This window comes from Flagellimonas algicida, from assembly GCF_049629585.1.
Classification (GTDB): Bacteria; Bacteroidota; Bacteroidia; order Flavobacteriales; family Flavobacteriaceae; genus Flagellimonas.
In genome coordinates this window covers 546,883-567,040 of sequence record NZ_JBMYIX010000002.1, presented here as the reverse complement: position 1 = coordinate 567,040, position 20,158 = coordinate 546,883, and the positions used below count along the sequence as shown (strand labels likewise).

The 20,158-nt window shown below is 46.3% G+C and carries 23 protein-coding genes; 14 read left to right on the top strand and 9 right to left on the bottom strand.

What is annotated here, in order from left to right:
* Window positions 1-48 precede the first annotated feature (48 nt).
* The 4 genes from ACPD8L_RS11365 to ACPD8L_RS11350 all read left to right on the top strand — a co-directional run bounded on the left by ACPD8L_RS11365 (window position 49) and on the right by ACPD8L_RS11350 (window position 3,636).
* A complete protein-coding gene (locus tag ACPD8L_RS11365) occupies window positions 49-549 on the top strand; it encodes a GNAT family N-acetyltransferase (protein ID WP_423943438.1) in 501 nt (166 codons plus the stop codon).
* A gap of 11 nt (window positions 550-560) precedes the next feature.
* On the top strand, window positions 561-1,895 hold the full coding sequence (locus tag ACPD8L_RS11360; RefSeq protein ID WP_421810358.1) for an MATE family efflux transporter: 1,335 nt from the start codon (window positions 561-563) through the stop codon (window positions 1,893-1,895).
* An 88-nt stretch (window positions 1,896-1,983) separates the two neighbouring features.
* Window positions 1,984-2,751 carry an enoyl-CoA hydratase/isomerase family protein gene (locus ACPD8L_RS11355; RefSeq protein WP_421810359.1) on the top strand — a complete coding sequence of 256 codons (768 nt, stop codon included), beginning with the start codon at window positions 1,984-1,986 and terminating at the stop codon, window positions 2,749-2,751.
* Between the two features lie 117 nt (window positions 2,752-2,868).
* Window positions 2,869-3,636 (top strand): UDP-2,3-diacylglucosamine diphosphatase, encoded by a 768-nt coding sequence (locus tag ACPD8L_RS11350; protein WP_116216558.1) that lies wholly within the window; start codon window positions 2,869-2,871, stop codon window positions 3,634-3,636.
* Here the strand turns inward: ACPD8L_RS11350 and ACPD8L_RS11345 are convergent.
* From ACPD8L_RS11345 to ACPD8L_RS11330, 4 genes are all read right to left on the bottom strand, one after another.
* Window positions 3,633-4,889, bottom strand: a complete 1,257-nt coding sequence (locus ACPD8L_RS11345) for an MFS transporter (protein ID WP_116216559.1) — start codon at window positions 4,887-4,889, stop codon at window positions 3,633-3,635. The two genes, ACPD8L_RS11350 and ACPD8L_RS11345, sit on opposite strands and share 4 nt — an antisense overlap.
* A gap of 6 nt (window positions 4,890-4,895) precedes the next feature.
* Window positions 4,896-6,584, bottom strand: coding sequence for a single-stranded-DNA-specific exonuclease RecJ (recJ, locus tag ACPD8L_RS11340; RefSeq protein WP_423943436.1), 1,689 nt, complete (start codon window positions 6,582-6,584; stop codon window positions 4,896-4,898).
* A gap of 48 nt (window positions 6,585-6,632) precedes the next feature.
* Window positions 6,633-6,983, bottom strand: coding sequence for a four helix bundle protein (locus tag ACPD8L_RS11335; protein WP_116216561.1), 351 nt, complete (start codon window positions 6,981-6,983; stop codon window positions 6,633-6,635).
* Between the two features lie 139 nt (window positions 6,984-7,122).
* The gene (locus ACPD8L_RS11330) at window positions 7,123-7,545 is read right to left on the bottom strand and encodes an OsmC family protein (protein WP_423943434.1); all 423 of its coding nucleotides are present in this window, start codon (window positions 7,543-7,545) and stop codon (window positions 7,123-7,125) included.
* 57 nt (window positions 7,546-7,602) lie between these two features.
* On the opposite strand from ACPD8L_RS11330, the gene ACPD8L_RS11325 reads away from it, so the two are divergent.
* The 3 genes from ACPD8L_RS11325 (at window position 7,603) to ACPD8L_RS11315 (ending at window position 9,599) form a co-directional block, all read left to right on the top strand.
* Window positions 7,603-8,205, top strand: a complete 603-nt coding sequence (locus tag ACPD8L_RS11325; protein WP_421811009.1) for a carboxymuconolactone decarboxylase family protein — start codon at window positions 7,603-7,605, stop codon at window positions 8,203-8,205.
* Between the two features lie 155 nt (window positions 8,206-8,360).
* Complete coding sequence (locus tag ACPD8L_RS11320) at window positions 8,361-8,963, top strand: hypothetical protein (protein WP_423943432.1); 603 nt, start codon at window positions 8,361-8,363, stop codon at window positions 8,961-8,963.
* A 51-nt stretch (window positions 8,964-9,014) separates the two neighbouring features.
* The gene (locus tag ACPD8L_RS11315) at window positions 9,015-9,599 is read left to right on the top strand and encodes a Crp/Fnr family transcriptional regulator (protein WP_423943431.1); all 585 of its coding nucleotides are present in this window, start codon (window positions 9,015-9,017) and stop codon (window positions 9,597-9,599) included.
* Here ACPD8L_RS11315 and ACPD8L_RS11310 read toward each other — a convergent pair.
* Genes ACPD8L_RS11310 through ACPD8L_RS11300 form a run of 3 tightly spaced genes read right to left on the bottom strand, consistent with a single transcriptional unit; the run spans window position 9,593 to window position 11,622 of the window.
* Window positions 9,593-10,171, bottom strand: a complete 579-nt coding sequence (locus ACPD8L_RS11310; RefSeq protein WP_421810363.1) for a uracil-DNA glycosylase family protein — start codon at window positions 10,169-10,171, stop codon at window positions 9,593-9,595. The genes ACPD8L_RS11315 and ACPD8L_RS11310 overlap by 7 nt on opposite strands.
* A gap of 41 nt (window positions 10,172-10,212) precedes the next feature.
* The gene (gene rsmI / locus ACPD8L_RS11305) at window positions 10,213-10,884 is read right to left on the bottom strand and encodes a 16S rRNA (cytidine(1402)-2'-O)-methyltransferase (protein ID WP_423943429.1); all 672 of its coding nucleotides are present in this window, start codon (window positions 10,882-10,884) and stop codon (window positions 10,213-10,215) included.
* A 48-nt stretch (window positions 10,885-10,932) separates the two neighbouring features.
* Window positions 10,933-11,622: a hypothetical protein gene (locus tag ACPD8L_RS11300; protein ID WP_421810365.1), complete on the bottom strand. Its 690-nt coding sequence runs from the start codon at window positions 11,620-11,622 to the stop codon at window positions 10,933-10,935.
* Window positions 11,623-11,780: 158 nt separating this feature from the next.
* On the opposite strand from ACPD8L_RS11300, the gene ACPD8L_RS11295 reads away from it, so the two are divergent.
* The 7 genes from ACPD8L_RS11295 (at window position 11,781) to arfB (ending at window position 19,113) form a co-directional block, all read left to right on the top strand.
* Complete coding sequence (locus ACPD8L_RS11295) at window positions 11,781-12,425, top strand: thymidine kinase (RefSeq protein WP_116216568.1); 645 nt, start codon at window positions 11,781-11,783, stop codon at window positions 12,423-12,425.
* A complete protein-coding gene (alr, locus tag ACPD8L_RS11290; RefSeq protein ID WP_423943865.1) occupies window positions 12,418-13,527 on the top strand; it encodes an alanine racemase in 1,110 nt (369 codons plus the stop codon). Before ACPD8L_RS11295 ends, alr begins: the two co-directional genes overlap by 8 nt.
* A 77-nt stretch (window positions 13,528-13,604) precedes the next feature.
* On the top strand, window positions 13,605-14,012 hold the full coding sequence (gene mscL, locus ACPD8L_RS11285; RefSeq protein ID WP_116216569.1) for a large-conductance mechanosensitive channel protein MscL: 408 nt from the start codon (window positions 13,605-13,607) through the stop codon (window positions 14,010-14,012).
* A 339-nt stretch (window positions 14,013-14,351) separates the two neighbouring features.
* Window positions 14,352-15,365 carry an aspartate-semialdehyde dehydrogenase gene (locus ACPD8L_RS11280; RefSeq protein ID WP_423943427.1) on the top strand — a complete coding sequence of 338 codons (1,014 nt, stop codon included), beginning with the start codon at window positions 14,352-14,354 and terminating at the stop codon, window positions 15,363-15,365.
* Between the two features lie 74 nt (window positions 15,366-15,439).
* Window positions 15,440-17,593 (top strand): prolyl oligopeptidase family serine peptidase, encoded by a 2,154-nt coding sequence (locus tag ACPD8L_RS11275; RefSeq protein WP_423943426.1) that lies wholly within the window; start codon window positions 15,440-15,442, stop codon window positions 17,591-17,593.
* Window positions 17,594-17,735: 142 nt separating this feature from the next.
* Window positions 17,736-18,731 (top strand): ABC transporter ATP-binding protein, encoded by a 996-nt coding sequence (locus ACPD8L_RS11270; RefSeq protein ID WP_423943425.1) that lies wholly within the window; start codon window positions 17,736-17,738, stop codon window positions 18,729-18,731.
* Window positions 18,709-19,113, top strand: a complete 405-nt coding sequence (arfB, locus tag ACPD8L_RS11265) for an alternative ribosome rescue aminoacyl-tRNA hydrolase ArfB (RefSeq protein ID WP_423943423.1) — start codon at window positions 18,709-18,711, stop codon at window positions 19,111-19,113. Before ACPD8L_RS11270 ends, arfB begins: the two co-directional genes overlap by 23 nt.
* Here the strand turns inward: arfB and ACPD8L_RS11260 are convergent, their stop codons facing one another.
* Entirely contained in the window at window positions 19,114-19,443 is a 330-nt protein-coding gene (locus ACPD8L_RS11260) for a hypothetical protein (protein WP_136565129.1), read from the bottom strand.
* Between the two features lie 257 nt (window positions 19,444-19,700).
* Window positions 19,701-20,150, bottom strand: coding sequence for a 3-oxoacyl-ACP synthase (locus ACPD8L_RS11255; RefSeq protein WP_423943422.1), 450 nt, complete (start codon window positions 20,148-20,150; stop codon window positions 19,701-19,703).
* Between the last annotated feature and the right edge of the window lie 8 nt (window positions 20,151-20,158).

Below are 20,158 nucleotides of genomic sequence, written 5' to 3'. Positions count from 1 at the left end.
GGCTGTTATGATTTAACCCTAAATTTACAATTAAATTGAAATGAATCCATGATACGGCACGCAAAGATATCTGAAATTGACCATATCCTGACCATTACCAAGGCCTGCGCCCTGAAAATGCAGTCCAAAGGTATTTTTCAATGGAACGAGAACTATCCCAACAAGGCTGCTTTTATCAATGACCTTGACCGAAACGAACTCTACGTGAAGGAGCACGAAGGCTCCGTTGTGGGGGCCATTGTGGTTTCCACCTTCATGGATGAGGAGTATGTGCCCATAGAATGGCTCACCCCAAATGGCAACAGTACCTACATCCACAGACTTTGCGTGGACCCGGCCTGTCAGGGCAAGGGTTTTGCCCAAGAGCTCATGGATTTTGCGGAGGAACATTCCAAAGCAAAGGGGTTTGTATCAGTGCGGTTGGATACGTTCTCGCAAAACAAACGGAACCAGCGTTTTTATGAGCAACGGGGGTATCAAAAGCTGGGCGATATCTTCTTTCCCAAACAAAGTGAGCATCCTTTTCATTGTTATGAATTAGTGCTGTAACTTGCAGCGTCTTGAGCACGCAGATCAATTTTAAAAGCATCAACCAACTGGCAGTTCCCGCCACCATTTCGGGCATTGCGGAACCCATTCTTTCCATAACGGATACCGCCATTGTGGGCAATATCCCCGTGGATGGTTTGGAGTCGCTGGCCGCGGCCGGGATTGTGGGGTCATTTTTGTCCATGCTCATCTGGGTGCTGGGCCAAACCCGAAGCTCCATTTCCGCGATCATCTCCCAATATTTGGGTGCCGGCAAATTGGAAGAGGTGAAACATCTGCCCGCACAGGCCATCTTTTTCAACATTTTGTTGAGCATCGTAGTGCTGTTGTCCACCGTCTTTATCATTGAGGATATTTTTAGCCTTTTCAATGCCACGGGGAAAATATTGCAGTATTGCATTTCTTACTATTCCATTAGGGTCTGGGGCTTTCCCCTCACCCTGTTCACCTTTGCCATTTTTGGCATTTTTAGAGGGTTGCAGAACACTTTTTATCCCATGGTGATTGCCTTGATCGGTGCCGTACTCAACATTGTGCTCGATTTTCTATTGGTCTATGGAGTGGACGGCTATATCCCGGCCCTATATCTGGATGGGGCCGCTTGGGCCAGTTTGATATCGCAGGCCATTATGGCCTTGATTGCGTTTGTCCTTTTGCTGAAAAAGACCGACATCAGTCTTAGACTGGTACTGCCGCTGAACAAGGAACTCACCCGATTGGTCTTCATGAGCCTCAACCTTTTTGTACGGGCATTGGCACTGAATGCCGCATTGATCATCGCGGTTAGGGAAGCCACCTCCCTTGGCGACAAATACATTGGAGCACATACTATTGCGATAAATCTTTGGCTCTTCGCCGCCTTTTTTATTGATGGATATGGCGCCGCCGGAAACAGTATGGGCGGAAAATTGTTGGGAGCCAAGAACTACAATGGTTTGTGGCAACTCGCCAAGAAAATTATTTTCTATGGGCTCACGGTCAGTGTGGTCCTTATGCTGATAGGTTTTGTGTTCTACAGACCCATTGGGCATCTTTTTTCCAACGAGACCGTGGTGCTGGAAACCTTTTACGGCATTTTTTATATCGTTATTCTAGGCTTGCCCATGAATACCTTGGCCTTTGTTTTTGATGGTCTTTTTAAAGGTCTGGGCGAAATGAAATACTTGCGGAACGTGCTGCTCTCGGCCACCTTTTTGGGCTTTATTCCGGCGCTGTATCTTGGTAAATACCTCGGGTGGGGATTCCATGCCATTTGGATTGCCTTTGTGGTTTGGATGATGATCAGAGGATTTGCCTTGGTCTGGAAATTCCGGCAAAAGTTCAGGCCCTTGGTGCAAAACGTTTAATTTAGTGATTGAAAAGCTCAAGAACCAAGAACCAAGAACCAAGAACCAAGAACCAAGAACTCATAACTCATAACTCATAACTAAAATAATGCCCACAGACAGACCCAACGGAAGTTTATATACCAAGATCGACAACGGTGTTGCAACGGTAGAATTTGGCCATCCTGCCAGTAATTCCTTTGTTTCTGAACTTTTAGAGCGATTGACCAAGGAGTTTGACAAGCTTTCCGGGAATGATTCGGTTTCGTTGATTGTCCTTAAATCGGAAGGGGAGCGTGCTTTTTGTGCCGGTGCTTCCTTTGACGAACTGGTGGCCATTTCCAATTTGGAAGAGGGGAAGGCTTTTTTCAGTGGCTTTGCCAATGTAATCAATGCCATGCGCAAATGTCCCAAACCCATCATCGGAAGGGTACAAGGAAAAACGGTTGGCGGAGGGGTAGGGTTGGCCTCTTCGTGCGACTATGTATATGCCACGGTGGATGCCGCCATTAAATTATCGGAGATTTCCATCGGGATCGGGCCCTTTGTAATTGCCCCGGCCGTGGAACGAAAAATGGGAAAGGCAGCCCTGGCCGAACTCAGTTTTAACCCTACCGAATGGAAAAATGCCTATTGGGCCAAGGAAAAAGGACTCTTTGCCAAGGTATTCGACTCCATTTCAGAAATGGACAAAGAGCTGGACTTCCATGTCCAGAAATTGGCGACCTATAATCCCAGCGCCTTGGCCGAAATGAAACGGATCCTTTGGGAAGGAACCGAACATTGGGACGACTTATTGGCAGAACGCGCCGAAATTTCAGGAAAACTGGCCCTTTCCCCCGATACAAAAAAGGCATTGGAAAAATTTAAAAAATAGCCCATGGATATTCTTTCTTTTCTCAATAGTGATATGGTACTACCACTAGTGGCTCTTTTGGTCATTGTGGTCTATGTCATCACCAGAATACGAAATAACAGGAAGTTCAAAAGATAGATGAAGAACATCAGCCTACCCAAAAACAAGAAGGTCTATTTTGCCAGCGACAACCATCTTGGGGCACCCACCCGAAAGGACAGCCTGCCCCGGGAAAAAAAGTTTGTGGCTTGGTTGGATTCCATTAAGCATGATGCCCATGCCATTTTTTTGATGGGCGATCTTTTTGACTTTTGGTTTGAGTATAAAACCGTTGTGCCCAAAGGGTTTACCCGAACGCTTGGAAAACTGGCCGAACTCTCGGACATGGGCATCCAGATTACCTATTTTGTGGGTAACCATGATCTGTGGATGAATGGCTATTTTGAGGAAGAACTCAACATTCCCGTCTATCACAAACCCCAACAATACCTCATTAACGATACATCATTCTTTATTGGCCATGGGGATGGTCTGGGACCTCATGACAAAGGGTTCAAACGGATGAAGAAGGTGTTTACCAATCCCGTTGCCAAGTGGTTCTTCAAATGGTTGCACCCTGATTTGGGTGTTCGCTTGGGGCAGCACCTTTCCGTGAACAACAAGGTGATTTCCGGTGATGCCGATGCCACTTTTTTGGGCGAGGACAAGGAATGGCTCATTCTGTATGCCAAACGGAAGTTGGAACAGCAACACTATGACCATTTCATTTTTGGACATAGGCACCTTCCCATGGAAATCAAGCTCAACGAAAAATCGACCTATACCAATCTAGGGGATTGGATTTCGTATTTTACCTATGCTGTTTTTGATGGGGAAAAACTCACCTTGGAAAAGTTGGAAGGCTAGTCCTTTTCATGCTCATCAATGTCTTTTTGAAGATCCAGTCTCCTAAAAGTAGGGGAAACTATGGCCGTGGTTCCTGCCGTCAATAAGGTCATGCAACCTCCAAAAACTACAGCGGTGACAGTGCCCAGAAGTTTGGCGGCCAAGCCACTTTCAAAAGCGCCCAGCTCATTGGACGACCCCACAAAAATGGAATTCACAGAAGCCACCCTACCCCGCATATTGTCCGGAGTCTTCAATTGTAGAATGGTCTGGCGTATGATCATGGAAACCCCGTCCACTGCACCACTCAAGAACAGCGCTACCACGGACAACCAGAAGAGTTCCGAGACCCCAAACACAATGATACAGACCCCAAAAGCAAAAACGGCCCACAAGAGTTTTTTTCCTGCCTGCCTATGCAGCGGGAAACGTGTCGAACCCAACATGGTCAAGGACGCGCCTACCGCTGGAGCAGCTCGCAAAATACCGAAGCCCTCAGAACCCACATGCAAGATATCCTGGGCATAGATGGGCAATAAGGCCACGGCCCCACCAAACAATACTGCGATCATATCCAACGTCAAGGCCCCAAAAATGGCCTTATTCCCAAAGACAAATTTGAGTCCGTCCTTTAAGCTCTGCATCACAGGCTCTCCAATTTTTGGGTTGAGGATGGGTTTCTTGGGAATTTGAAACAAGAACAAAAGTGCTATCAGGGAAAACATAAAAATGACACACATGGACCAATGCACCCCAATCCAACTGATGGAAAATCCGGCTAAGGCTGGACCTAAAACAGAGGCCAACTGCCAAGTGGAACTGCTCCACGTAGCGGCATTGGGATAGATTTTCTTGGGAACGATCAAAGCTATCAGTGAAAAAATGGTGGGGCCCAAAAAAGACCGTACCAATCCGCCCATGAACACCAAAGCGTAGATGGAATACAAAATCTGCTTGGACGACCAAGAATCCTCAAGGCCAGGCCAACTCAATAAAAACAGGCCCAGACTGATCACGGAAAAACCGATGATGCAGGTCACCAAAAGGTTTCTTTTTTCCCGTTGATCCACCACATGCCCAGCAAACAGGGCCATACCCACGGCGGGAATCACCTCCATCAGTCCAATAATACCCAAAGAGAGTGGGTCTTTGGTCAGCGAATACACCTGCCATTCAATAACGATAAACTGCATGGACCAAGCAAAGACCATGGCAAATCTGACCAGCAAAAATATGTTGAACTCCTTATAACGAAGCGCAGCGTAGGGATCCATAAATGTCTAGCGAATGTCTCTTAGTTTCAATTGAAGGCTTACAGTTCCGTTCCATTCATTTTCATCCAGCGAAAATACGGCATCAAAAGGTTTTTTATCCTTGATTTGATTCAATTTATTTCCAAGGTTGAAGCCTATGGCTCCAATGGGAGGTGAGTCGTTTTGGGTCAAAGAAGCTTTCAAATGTTTTTCATCTTCGCCCACCCCTCTTGCATAACCACTATCCTGCAAACCTTCGGCCATAAAAACGGGGGTCATATTACCCGGACCAAAAGGAGCAAATTGTTTTAGGATGCGCATCAGTTTTGGAGTGATTTGATGTATTGAAATTTTGGCATCGATAGAAATTTCAGGCTGCAATAGCTTAGGGTCGATGGTTTCTACCACCACTTTTTCAAAACGCTCTTTAAAGGTTGGGTACTGTTCCTCCAAAAGAGTCAAGCCTGCAGCATATTTATGTCCCCCAAACTGCTCCAAACAGTCTGCACACCCTTCGAGTGCATTGTAAATATCGAACCCTTTCACCGATCGGGCCGATGCCGCCAATTTCTCCCCACTTTTGGTGAAGACCAATGTAGGGCGGTAATAGGTTTCGGTAAGTCTGGATGCCACAATGCCTATAACACCCTTATGCCAATTTTCATTGTATACCACCGAGGTGAATCGATTCTCTTCCGCGTTTTCTTGAATCTGCAGCAAAGCTTCCTCAGTAATCTCTTGGTCCAAACTCCTTCGTTCCGTATTAAAGGATTCTATCTCTCCAGCAAATTTTTGGGCTATGTTGAAATCCGTCTCGGTCAACAGTTCCACAGCATGTTGCCCATGTTTCATCCTTCCAGCAGCATTGATCCGCGGTGCAATAATGAACACCACATCGGTAATGGTCAAAGTTGTTTTCCTGACCTGATCAATGATGGCCTTGATGCCCGCCCTTGGGTTGGAGTTGATCACTTGAAGCCCGAAATACGCCAACACTCTGTTTTCCCCCGTGACCTGAACTATATCTGCCGCTATGGCCGTTGCCGCCAAATCCAGATACGGGATAAGGTCTTTCACAGTTTTCCCTTGCCGGGAACCCAAAGCCTGAATCAATTTAAAGCCCACACCACATCCGCAGAGTTCCTTGTAGGGGTATGGGCAATCATCCTGTTTAGGGTCGAGAATGGCTATGGCATCGGGGAGTGAATTTCCGGGTCTGTGGTGATCACAGATGATAAAATCGATGCCTTTTTCCTTGGCGTACTGTACCTGTTCAAGGGCTTTCACGCCACAATCCAAAGCAATGATCAATGAAATGTCGTTGTCTTCGGCAAAATCGATTCCCTGCAAAGACACGCCATACCCTTCCAAATACCGATCAGGGATATACGTGGCCACATTGGGATAATTTTCCAATAGGAACGAGCTCATCAAGGCCACGGCCGTTGTGCCGTCCACATCATAATCGCCATACACCAATATATTCTCTTGGTTCGCCATGGCCAATTCAATACGGGCCACCGCCTTGTCCATGTCCTTCATCAAAAAAGGATCGTGCAGATGGGACAATTGCGGACGAAAAAAGTGTTTGGCCTCTTCGTAATTGGTAATCCCCCTTTGAATCAGCAAATGGGAAACCAGAGGGTCAACATTCAGCTCTTGGGAAAGCTGTTGTATGTTTTCTTCAGTGGGTTTAGGTTTTAGGGTCCAACGCATGATATTTAAAGTTCAAGTGTCAAAATCAAGCTCTAGATAAATTTGGGATTACTTTTTCTTTTTAATGATTGTAGCAGTGATCTTGATCAATTGTTCAACTTCATCCAATAAACTTATGCGCATTTGCATATTGCCATAGTCTATTTTGTTCAAAATCTTGAGGTTTACTCTTGACTCTTTCAGCTCCCTTAATGATATGGTGGCCCTGTACACATAATCTTTATCGGTATTTGTTCCTTGGGCCTCGCCAAAATTCAATGCTGCACCGCCTGCAGAGCGAAGCAACTGATTACCATAATATTGACCGGTAAAATCGTTGGATAAATCTTGGCAAAAAGAAGCAATATTAGCTGCCAAATCAACAAACCTTTCCTCTAAATCAAACTTTTTTTGGGTCATAAATCATTTTTATTTGATTTTGAGGTTGACCTGATAAATATAAGTGATTTACCTGAATCTAAGTTTTGTACTTGGACTTTACACTTGTACTTACTCTTTTCTTGAGTTTGCGCTTGAACTTGAGTTTTGTACTTGACCGCTACTTCTTATGAAAAATCGTCTTGATCTCCAATTGCGCAAACCGTCTGAACATTTCCATGACCCCGCAGTATTTTTCCACGGAAAGATCTACAGCTCTTTGGAGTTTGTCCTCTTTTAGGTTGGACCCATAAAAATGGTATTCAATGACTACGGAATCGTAATATTTAGGGTGTTCATCTGTGAGGTTGGCGATGGTTTCAATGGTAAAATCGTCCAACTCAAGTTTCATTTTTTTGATCAACGAAGCCACATCCAATCCAGAACAACCGGCCAAACCCGACAACATAAGTGCCTTGGGGCGCAAGCCTGAGCCTTCCCCTCCATCGTCCGGTCCTGCATCTATTCTTAAATTGTGCCCCGAAGGGTTGTTGCTCTCAAAGGCCATTCCGCCCAACCATTTGGTAGTGATGTGATTTGTCATGGAGTCAAAAAATTTTGTTTCTTGTAGATGTCAAAAATACAATTTAAAATCGCATCCATGGCCTTAGTGAACCCTCTAGACCCCAATCATGACCAAGAAACCAAACAACTTGCTGAGTTCTTTAATGAAACCTTGGGATTTTGTCCTAATTCGGTATTGACCATGCAGCACCGTCCTGCCATTTCCAAGGCGTTTATCAACCTCAACAAAGCGGTCATGGCCAACGAAGGACGGGTCACCTCAGCCTTAAAGCGAATGATCGCCTGGGTGAGCAGTAATGCTACGGGATGTCGCTATTGCCAGGCCCACGCCATACGGGCTGCGGAACGCTACGGGGCCGAGCAGGAGCAGTTGGACCATATATGGGAATACCGTACCCACCCTGCTTTTTCGGAAGCGGAAAGAGCTGCATTGGATTTTTCCTTGGCCGCTTCGCAGGTACCCAATGCCGTAAATGCCGAAATCAAGGAACGCTTGTACCAACATTGGAACGAAGGGGAAATTGTGGAGATGTTGGGGGTGATTTCCTTATTTGGTTATCTCAACCGATGGAACGATTCCATGGGCACCTCCATTGAGGATGGAGCTGTGGAAAGTGCCGACCAATATCTGGGCAAACATGGTTGGGAAAAAGGGAAGCACGATGGATCTAGGTATTAGACCATAGATGCTAGACGTTAGACGCTTCGCTTTTAGATTATATTTATTTAACCCTTTTCATGGCTCATTGACGATGGCCATAGATTTCTTGACCTGCATCAATATTTATGTTTCCATGATGTTCAACCTTTGTAGAAATCAAAAAACGAACTATTATGGCCCAATTGCTCCTTAGCCCTGAAAACCACATCCAGCGATTAAACACTATTCTCAACAAGGTTGACCAACTTCAAAATCTTGGGTTGACTTCGCTTATAACTCCCCCTAATACGAAATCGTGGAACATTTTGGAGGTCTTGGTGCATCTCAATATAGCGTATGGCCATTATCAACAAAAATTCAATCAACACATTCCCAAATTACCAGATGCCAAATCTGAAAACGAGGGTTTTAGAATTAGAAGATGGCAAAAAATGGTGGTTGATAGCCAACGGCCAAAAGAAGGTGTGCGCAAATGGAAGATGAAGACCCTAAAACGATTTGAGCCCCTTTTGGACCAAAACCAGTTGAGTCCCGAAAAAGCGGAAGAAATCTTCAAAACTTTTATGGAGTTGCACAACCATCTCAAAGAAGCGGTCTTGATCTGCAGGAAAAAAGAGGTGTCCCAACTAAAAATTCCTTCAGCCATTGGTCCTGTGGTCCGTTTTTATCTTCCGGAAGCCTTTGAGTTTCTTATTTGCCATTTAGAAAGGCATATGGTACAGATAGATGAGATCCTTCAGCAACAAGAATCCTTGGTTTCTCCCCAACAACCTTAGCTCTAGCTGCAACTTAATCCCTATTTTTAAGGCAATCAAGTCATTCCTGTTATGAACGATGAAGCATCCCGTATTCTAAAAGGATTCTTTCCAAATATCTATTTTACTAAAGAAGAGGAACGGTATTTTTGGTCGTTGTGGTCCATTAAAACATTTGACCAATATGATTTGATCACCGAAGCGGGCAAGATTGAACGCTTTTTTTACATCGTGCTTGATGGTGTTCAGGCCATTTATCTTTTAAATGAGAAAGGAGAAAAAGTAGTGCTGGGGTTTTCCTATTCGGGGAGTCCGTCGGGTGCGTTCGATTCCTTTATCCAACAAACACCCTCAAAAACATTTTTGGAAGCCTTGAAACCTTCAAAGCTTTTGGCCATATCAAAGAGCGACTATGATTCCATGTTCAAAAAACATCCTCGTTTTTATGTTTGGGGACATCATTTTTTTCAGAATATCTTGTTTGGTCGCCTCTCCCGTGAGGTAGAATTATTGACCCTTACTGCCGAACAACGGTATATTGCCTTTATGCAGCGCTGTCCAGATGAGTTAAAAGTAATCCCCCAGAAATATTTGGCCTCCTACCTCAATATGAAACCTGAAACTTTCAGCCGATTACGGGCTTCTGTGTCCTATTGATTTTTTAGGATAATGGAAACTGCTTTTTGAAGTTGAGGGACTATTTCCTCCTCAAACCAAGGATTTTTACTCAACCAAAAACGGTTCCTGGGCGATGGATGGGGCAATACAAGAAAATCCGGCCCATAGGCTTGATGGTTCCTTACCGTTTCTGTCAGGGTATTTTTTCTAGCTTTCCCCAAATAATGGGCTTGTGCATATTGACCTATGAGTATCGTCAGTTTTAATTTTGGCATTTGGTCCAATAACGGTTGATGCCATAGCGGAGCACATTCGGTTCTGGGAGGCAAGTCGCCCGATTTTCCTTTTCCGGGATAGCAGAACCCCATGGGAATAAGGGCAAACAAACGCTCATCGTAAAACTGTGCATCCGTTACATTGAGCCATTTTCTGAGTTGCTTTCCACTGGGGTCGTCCCACGGCACTCCGGTTTGGTGCACTTTGGTTCCCGGCGCCTGCCCAATGATCACAATCTTGGATTCTGGATGGGCCGAAACTATAGGTCGGGGACCCAGAGGCAAATGCGCTTTGCAAACAGAACAATTTCTAATTTCAGAAAGAAGTTGGTCCATGTTTTTCTTTTTCGGTCGGAAAACCACAAAACAGCTAACATCTATTTCTTCCCGCCCACCACGATAACAAATTCTCCCTTGGGAGGTTTTTCCGTAAAATGTGAGAGTACCTCCGCCACGGTACCTCGAACCGTTTCCTCATAAAGTTTGGTAAGTTCCCGGGAGACTGAAATGGGTCTGTCCGCCCCAAAATAGTCCACAAATTGGGTCAAGGTCTTTATCAATTTATGGGGAGATTCATAAAACACCATGGTGCGGGATTCTTCGGCCAACTGCAGCATTCGGGTCTGACGCCCTTTTTTTATGGGGAGGAAACCTTCAAATACAAAACGGTCATTGGGAAGGCCGCTGTTCACCAAGGCTGGCACAAAGGCCGTTGCCCCAGGTAGGCATTCCACTTCAATATGGTTTTCCACACAAGCACGGGTGAGCAAAAAACCGGGGTCCGAAATAGCTGGGGTCCCCGCATCCGAAATCAGCGCCAACCTGGCCCCGCTCTTTAACTTTTGTACCAATGCATCCACTTGTTTGTGTTCATTGTGCATGTGATGGCTCTGCAGGGGAGTGGCAATTTCAAAATGTTTGAGCAGTTTTCCGCTGGTGCGGGTGTCTTCGGCCAAGACCAAATCCACTTCCTTCAAGACCTTGATGGCCCGAAGGGTAATATCCTCAAGGTTTCCTATTGGGGTCGGAACCAAATACAATTTTCCCATATCCCAAAGTTACGGTCTTGTTCCGAAAAGTGATTGAAAAGATATGTTTTAGGCAAACCTTCGTTCAATAAGGGCCATCAAACGGGTTTCGTATTCTTCCTTGCCTTCCCAGTTGTTGTATTCCGGTTTTACCATATTGTTGATGAAGGCAACGGAGCGTTCCTCGGTATCAATGGTGTTCAATTGGGACAAGACCCGGGTATAATCCTCCATATTATTGTTGAACAAGTGCTTCACAAAGGCCAACCTGTCATTGAGCCCTACCTGCATATCCTTAGCGAGTGTATCATTCAAGGATTTAGGTTTATTGCCCTGTTCTGCTTTTATCTGCTTTTCAACAGAAGTCACATCCTCTTTATCATTTTTTACAAATTCGGGCGTGGCCACAAATTCGGCAAACACTTGTTCCAAGGCCATTTCAGATGGCATTTCCGAAACCATCCCTTTAATGGTTTCCATGCCTGGTGTCATGATGTCCTCCTCATGAGGGTTGCTCTCGGGTACGGCAATATTTCCGCTGAGAACGGCATTGGCCACTTTCTCAAAACGTGAGGCGACCACATTCTTGGAGACATCGACCTCCACATCGCTCAATTTCTCATCGATGAATTTGAGTACGGCCAATCTTTCATAGATACTCCTTGCCTTCTCATACAAAACCACCAAATCCTGATCTTCCCTTGTGGTGATGATCTCGGTGGACAATTTTATCAGTTCTTCCCTTAGTTTATGTATCATAGCCATATTCTTTATTATAAAAATATAATCATTTTATATTTACCGCTGCGAACAAAAGGTTAAATTTTAACCTAAGGTCGGGGGTACATTTTTTTAGTAGCTTTGTGCTTCGTCCCAATACAACGAAAAAAACGTACAGTTTCGTTCAAAAATACGCTATGTTTCTTGAAAACACGGTAAACCCCAAAGAACAGTTCGGATGGATAGAGGTCATCTGCGGTTCCATGTTTTCTGGAAAAACTGAGGAACTCATCCGCAGATTGAAGCGGGCACAGTTTGCCAAACAAAAAGTAGAGATCTTTAAACCCATGGTGGATACCCGCTACCATGAGGATATGGTGGTATCGCATGATGCCAACGAAATTCGTTCCACTCCGGTGCCTGCTGCAGCCAATATCCGCATTCTTGCAGATGGTTGTGATGTTGTAGGAATTGATGAAGCCCAATTCTTCGATGATGAGATTGTGACCGTATGCAACGATTTGGCCAACCGGGGGGTACGTGTGGTGGTGGCCGGTTTGGATATGGACTTCAAGGGCAATCCCTTTGGCCCCATGCCCGCCTTAATGGCCACTGCCGAATATGTGACCAAGGTACATGCCGTTTGTACCCGTACCGGGAATTTGGCCAATTATAGTTTTCGGAAATCCAGCAATGATAAATTGGTGCTTTTGGGCGAGACCGAGGAATACGAGCCCCTTAGTCGAGCTGCTTTTTATAAGGCCATGCTCAAGGAAAAAATCAGCCAAATGGATGTGGATGCGGAGGAAGTGGATGCAAAAAAGAAAAATGGCAATGAATAAGGTCGGGGAAACCACTCTGGAAATAAACCTGTCTGCCTTAGCGCACAACTACAGGTTTCTCCGCTCAAAAATAGCACCGGACACCAAATTTTTGGCGGTGGTAAAAGCCTTTGCCTATGGCAGCGACATGGTTGCCATTGCAAAAAAAATGCAGAGCCTTGGCGCAGATTACTTTGCCGTGGCCTATGCCCGTGAAGGCATTTTGTTGAGGGAAGCCGGGATTACCAAGCCTATTTTGGTATTGCACCCGCTGCCAGTGAATTTTGAGGAAATCATTGAGCATCGTCTGGAGCCCAACATCTACTCCCCCAAAATCCTGAAAGCGTTTTTAGGAACTGCCCAAAAAAAGGGTCAGGTCCAATATCCCATACACCTTAAGTTCAATACAGGACTCAACCGTTTGGGCTTTGGAGAAAATGATGTTGACTTTATTTCGGAACAGGTCAAGGATGCACCCGAGGTAAAGGTAAGCTCCCTGTTTTCGCATTTGGCCGCTTCGGAAGATCCAAACGAAAAGGATTTCAGCGAAAATCAAATCAACACCTTCAAAAAAATTACTGAAGCGCTCAGCAAAAAATTGGGATATAGACCCATGAGGCATATGCTCAACACTTCGGGTATCATAAATTATCCCGAGGCCCAATTTGAAATCGTCCGGAGTGGAATCGGTCTGTACGGCTACGGGAACAACAAGACCATTGATGCCCAATTAAGGCCTGTGGCCACCCTAAAGACAATCATTTCACAAATACATCAATTGGAACCTAATGAAACTGTGGGATACAACCGGGCCTTCAAATCCGATGGTCCACGAAAAACCGCTACGCTTCCCTTGGGCCATGCGGACGGCATTGGGCGTCCCTATGGCAATGGAAAGGCCCACGTCCTCATTCAAGGAAAAAAAGCCCCAATCATTGGCAATGTCTGTATGGATATGATCATGGTGGATGTTACGGATATCGATTGCAAGGAAGGTGATGAGGTCTTGGTTTTTGGACCGCAAAAATCGGCCGAGGAATTCGCTTCTGGGGCAAAGACCATCTCCTACGAAATCCTAACGGCCCTATCCCAGCGGATAAAACGCGTAATCGTGGAAGACTGATTTTTCCCAAATGTTTGTGCAATCAATGCCTTTTTTTGATTATTTTGTTTCTTGATTAACCAATACTTAACTATAACATGGGATTTTTAAAAGAGTTTAAGGACTTCGCCATGAAAGGAAACCTAGTGGATATTGCCGTAGGTTTCGTAATGGGCGCAGCGTTCAACAAAGTAGTATCCTCCTTTACCGGGGGCATTGTTTCACCCTTGATCGGGCTATTGTTCAATTCAGATTTCAACGATTTGAAATACGTGATTACGGAAGGGACCGTCAACGACGCAGGGGAAACCGTAGGGGAAATTGCGGTCCTATACGGTGCATTCCTGACCAATGTCATCGACTTCTTGATTGTTGCCTTCGTAATGTTCATGATCGTGAAGGGCGTTAACAAGATGAAAAAGAAAGAAGAGCCTGCACCAGAAGCTCCAAAAGGTCCGACCCAAGAAGAGTTGCTGGCTGAAATCCGGGATTTGTTGAAGAAATAATTGAATCTCCATAATCAATCGTAAGGCAATGTCACTTCGAGCGCAGTCGAGAAGTAAACGGGTACAGTGTCTTAAGATAAGGTCTCGACTGCGCTCGACCTGACAATTTTTTATTTGTATGATTGATTACGGCCAATCAGAAAACAAACATCGTTGGTGCTGAATTTTTCAGCATCCCCGCTACATCACAATTAACCCTTTAAAAACCATCAATTTGCCCCGCAAGCAGGTTGATGGTTGTTTTATTTATAACTTTTTGTTATTTTTTGATTATTCTTCCCTCGGATGCTTGTTTAGATCGCTATCTGGCGTACCTTTGCGGTTCAAATTTAAGTAAGCATGAAAGTAGCAGTTGTAGGTGCCACAGGAATGGTTGGCGAAGTGATGTTGAAAGTTTTGGCGGAACGCGATTTCCCCATTTCAGAATTGTTATTGGTGGCCTCGGAACGTTCCGTAGGCAAAACGTTGACATATAAGGGGGAGGAGCATACCGTTATTGGGCTTGCCGATGCCGTTGCGGCCCAACCCGATATCGCCATCTTCTCCGCAGGTAGGGACACTTCTTTGGAGTGGGCTCCCAAATTTGCCGAAGTTGGTACCACCGTCATTGATAATTCTTCTGCTTGGCGAATGGACCCCACCAAAAAATTGGTGGTGCCTGAAATCAATGCGAATGAATTGACCGCCGAGGATAAAATCATAGCCAATCCTAACTGTTCCACCATTCAATTGGTGATGGTGTTGGACCCGCTACATAAAAAATATGGGATGAAACGCGTGGTGGTCTCTACCTACCAATCCGTTTCCGGGACCGGGTTAAAAGCCGTTCAGCAAATGGAGAACGAAGCTGCCGGCATAGAGGGTGACATGGCATATCCCTACCCCATCAACCGAAATGCATTGCCTCATTGCGATGTGTTCTTGGATAACGGCTACACTAAGGAAGAAATGAAATTGGCCCGTGAGCCCCAAAAAATATTGGACGACCGTACCTTTTCGGTTACGGCCACCGCAGTGCGTATCCCAACCGCTGGTGGGCATTCAGAATCGGTGAACATTGAGTTCCTAAACGATTTTGACCTTGCCGAAATGCGACAACTATTGAGCGAGACTCCCGGTGTTGTGGTACAGGACAACACGGACACCAACACCTACCCCATGCCCATGTTTGCCCATGGCAAGGACGATGTGTTCGTGGGACGTATCCGTAGGGACGAGACCCAACCCAACACCTTGAACATGTGGATCGTGGCGGACAACCTTCGTAAGGGAGCGGCCACCAATGCCGTTCAGATTGCCGAGTATTTGGTGGAGAACCATTTGGTTTCCAACGCCTCCGAGGCAATTTCATAAAATACGTTAAAGCCATAGCAGCAGCTAGGGATTGTCGGTTTTTATGGTATTTTTATCAGCATCAATCTGAAAAAATGCGAAACCAAAATCTCCTAGCTGTTGTGGTTTTATGCGCTGCCTGCCAGACCACTCCCAAAAAAGAACCCATCATTGTGAACTACCCCGCAACCCAAAAAGTCGATACCGTAGATACCTATTTCGGAACCGAGGTCAAAGACCCTTACCGCTGGTTGGAGGACGACCGAAGCCCAGAAACCGAAGCTTGGGTAAAACAACAAAACGCCTCCACTTTTGGGTATTTGGACAAGATCCCGTTCCGGGAAGACCTTAAAAACCGTCTGGAAAAACTCTGGAACTACGAAAAAGTGGGCTCCCCCTTCAAAGAAGGGATATATACCTATTTCTATAAAAACAATGGACTGCAGAACCAATATGTGGTCTACAGAAAAAAGGGTGATGGACCAGAGGAAGTGTTCCTGGACCCCAATACCTTTTCGGAAGATGGCACCACCTCTTTGATGGGGCTAAGCTTCACCAAGGATGGCTCCAAAGCTGCCTATCTTATTTCCGAAGGGGGCAGCGATTGGCGCAAGGGCATTGTCATCGATGCCGAATCGCGCGAGGTCGTGGAAGACACCTTGGTCGACATCAAGTTCAGTGGCCTTTCATGGAAGGGGAACGAAGGTTTCTTCTATTCCAGCTACGACAAGCCGGATGGCAGCGAGCTTTCGGCAAAGACCGATCAGCACAAACTGTACTACCATGCCTTGGGCACGCCCCAATCCGAGGACAAAATCATCTTTGGGGGCTCCCCAGGGGAAAAACATCGCTATGTGGGCGGATATGTTTCAGAGGATGAAAAGTATCTGTTCATCTCCGCATCCGTTTCCACATCGGGGAACAAATTGTTCCTTTTGGACCTCACCGACCCCAATGCAAAATTGGTCATCATTTTGGACGATACCGATTCCGATACCTCTGTGATCGACAACGAAGGCTCTAAACTATTTTTGGTCACCAACCGGAACGCACCCAATAAAAAAGTGGTGGTGACCGATGCATCCAACCCCACTCCGGAACAGTGGACGGATTTAATCCCAGAAACGGAAAATGTACTCACGGTAGGCGCCGGAGGCGGTTACTTTTTTGCCGAATATATGGTGGATGCCATTTCCAAAGTATTCCAGTACGATTATCAAGGCAACCTAATCGGGGAGGTGAACCTTCCCGGAGTGGGAAGCGCCAGTGGTTTTGGGGGCAAAAAGGAGGAAAAGGAATTCTATTTTTCCTTCACCAATTACAATACGCCCGGCTCATCCTATAAATTCAATGTAGAGACAGGGGAATACGAGCAATATTGGAAACCACAAATCGATTTCAACCCAGAAGACTACGAGTCCGAGCAAGTGTTCTATACCTCCAAGGACGGCACCAAGGTTCCCATGATCATCACCTATAAAAAAGGATTGGAGCGCAACGGTAAAAACCCCACCATCCTGTATGGGTATGGAGGGTTCAACATTAGCCTGACACCCGCTTTCAGTATTGTAAATGCCGTTTGGATGGAGCAGGGAGGCGTCTATGCAGTACCTAACCTCAGAGGGGGTGGCGAATATGGCAAAGAATGGCACATTGCAGGCACCAAGCTCCAAAAGCAGAACGTTTTTGACGATTTTATCGCCGCAGCGGAATACCTCATCGACAACCAATATACCTCCAAGGCATATTTGGCCGTTCGGGGGGGGTCCAATGGCGGACTTTTGGTAGGAGCCACCATGACCCAAAGACCCGATTTGATGCAAGTGGCGCTTCCGGCCGTTGGGGTCTTGGACATGCTCCGCTACCACACCTTTACCGCCGGCGCGGGCTGGGCCTACGATTATGGCACCGCGGAGGACAATGAAGAAATGTTCAATTACCTGAAAGGGTATTCGCCTGTGCATAACGTAAAGGAAGGCACCGAATATCCAGCCACCTTGATCACCACGGGAGACCATGACGATCGTGTGGTGCCTGCCCATAGTTTCAAGTTTGCGGCAGAACTGCAGGAAAAACAGACCGGGACCAACCCGACCCTAATTCGGATAGAGACCAACGCAGGACACGGGGCCGGCACCCCGGTAAGCAAGACCATAGAACAATATGCGGATATCTTTGGGTTCACCTTTTACAACATGGGATACGACCAGCTTCCCAACCAAGCAGTGCTCAAGGAGTTTAAAGATTAATTAATTATAGCTGTCCAGAAAATTAGATAATGCGTCATTCTGAATTTATTTCAGAATCCCATATGCTTTATTGAAGGGTTTTATAAGAACCTGAAACAAGTTCAGGTTGACGTATTTCTTTCTAAACTGCTTTTATCCATTTATGCTCAACGTACAGATTCCATCGTTTCAATACAAATCCAAGGTCATTTTGGAAGATGTGTCCTTTGAAGTTGCCCCCGGTGAACACGTGGCCCTGATGGGCGAAAGTGGTTCGGGGAAAAGCACCCTCCTAAAAATCATTTATGGGTTTTTGCATGTGGAGGACGGTTCCATTTTTTGGGGCGACAGGCAGGCCTTGGGACCCAATTTCAATCTGGTGCCCGGCGAACCGTACATGAAATACCTCTCCCAAGATTTTGACCTGATGCCCTTCACCACGGTGGAAGAGAACATTGGGCAATATCTTTCGGTCTTTGAACGGGAAACCCACCAAGAGCGCATCGCGGAACTGTTGGCCCTGATAGAACTGGAGGCCTATGCCAAGACCAAGGTGAAAAACCTGAGTGGCGGACAACAACAGCGGGTGGCCCTGGCCCGGGTGTTGGCCCAAGAGCCCGAAATCCTCTTGTTGGACGAACCTTTTGGACACATCGACAACTTTAAACGGAACTCCCTTCGCAGGAACCTTTTTGCCCATCTCAAGAAAAAGGGAATAACCGTCCTCACCGCCAGCCACGACCCCAGTGATGTACTTCCGTTTGCAGAGCGGACCCTGATTTTGGAAAAAGGGCGCATCATTGCCAACCAAAAGACCAAAAAGCTCTACCGGAATCCACCCAACTACTATACGGCCAGCCTATTTGGCGAGGTGAACGAACTGCCCATAAAATTGCTGAAATCGTACTCGCAAATCGATAAATCGGTGTTGGTATACCCCGATGAGTTCAAGGTGTCCGCCACTTCGGGATTGAAGGTAGAGGTGACCCATTCCTTTTTTAAAGGAAGCCATTACCTCAACGAGGGGCAGGTGGAAGATGGGCCCATGCTCTATTTCAACACGCCCAAAAAACTGAAGGTGGGCGATACCGTTTTCCTTAATGTATCTTTGGGGACCATAAACAGGCGTCTCCAAGGTGGACAAAAAACAAATCCATAGCGAACTACAGTTTAAAGCCGTCCGAAGCAGCGGCGCGGGCGGGCAGCATGTGAACAAGGTTTCCACTAAAGTGGAACTGGCCTTTGATGTGGCCGCGTCCCAAGGATTGTCCGCGGTGGAAAAGGAACGCCTGCTCCTGAAACTGAAATCCAGGCTCACCAAGGACGGGGTCCTGCAATTGCACTGCGACGAATCCCGAAGCCAGCACAAGAACCGTGACCTTGTGGTGAAACGCTTTTTTGACCTGCTGAAAAATGCCTTGGCCGTTCCCAAAAAACGAAAACCCACCAAACCCACCCGATCTTCCGTGGAAAAACGGTTGAAATCCAAAAAACAGGCCGCGGAAAAGAAGTCGCAACGCAAAAAACCGGGGTTGGAGTAGCTAGTCTTCCTTTTCCAAAGTAGAAATGAGTTCCCGCATCTGGTCCAAAAACCCGGCTTCCTCAAACGGGATAAGTTGGGCGGTGAGCTCCAGGACTTTCTGGATGTGCACCTGCGGTTCCCTGATCTGCGTATGCTCCCCCACATGGGGATTGTCCAAGGCCAAGATGCAGACATTGATCAAGGATTCCAGATGGAACAACAGGTCCTGATAGCCTTTAATATACAAGTGCTCCACCTCAAAACCCGATCTGTAGGGCCGCAACGACCTAAAATGTTCCTCGGCCAAAATTTTAACGCCTTTTAAAAAGGCGGTCTGGTTGTTTTCCATGGTTAAAGATTTGAGTTCATTTAACCAAAGGAAAAGAATCTAAATGAGAAAAGCGCGGACGATAATCCGCACTGGTTCAGATTGATAGCGATAAAACCGTAAATTAGAGGATATAAACCCTAGTTATGGAAGCCGAAAAAGAAACAATCTCAGTAATTACCAGTGCCGCTTTGACCGGAATAGCCTTAATTGCTGTTTGGTTGTACAGGCGTTATCAAGCTAAAAAGAGATCCAACTAAAAATGGGCCTGGAACAGTTTAGCCCACCTCCAAGATGGTATGGGTGTTTCCATTAAAGTCAAAGGTCTGGCCTGCCTCTTTCCCCATGAGCAATTGCGCAATGGGCGATCCCGCCGATATGCAGTAGACCGTCTGGCCCTCCCATGGGGCGGCCCCGCAGGAAATGGCCAAAAAATACTGGGCCGTACTGGTCTTTACCCAACTTCCCAACCGTATTTTGCCCTGTGCGGTTTCAACATTGATCTTTCGTAATACTTCCTTGAGTCGGTCAAGTTCCACCAATTGCTGCGCCAGTTTTTCCTGCTCCAGTTGCACCATGGCCCGCCCGGTCTCGTGCTTGTCCCCGGCGCTGCTCTTGGTTTCCGAATCCAAGGATTCCTGTAGGGCCGCGGCACTTTTTTTCAGGCGCTCCGTTCGGGTGTCCACATAGCCCCAACAGAATTTTAATAGCTGTTCTTTCTTCTGCATTTTCACTC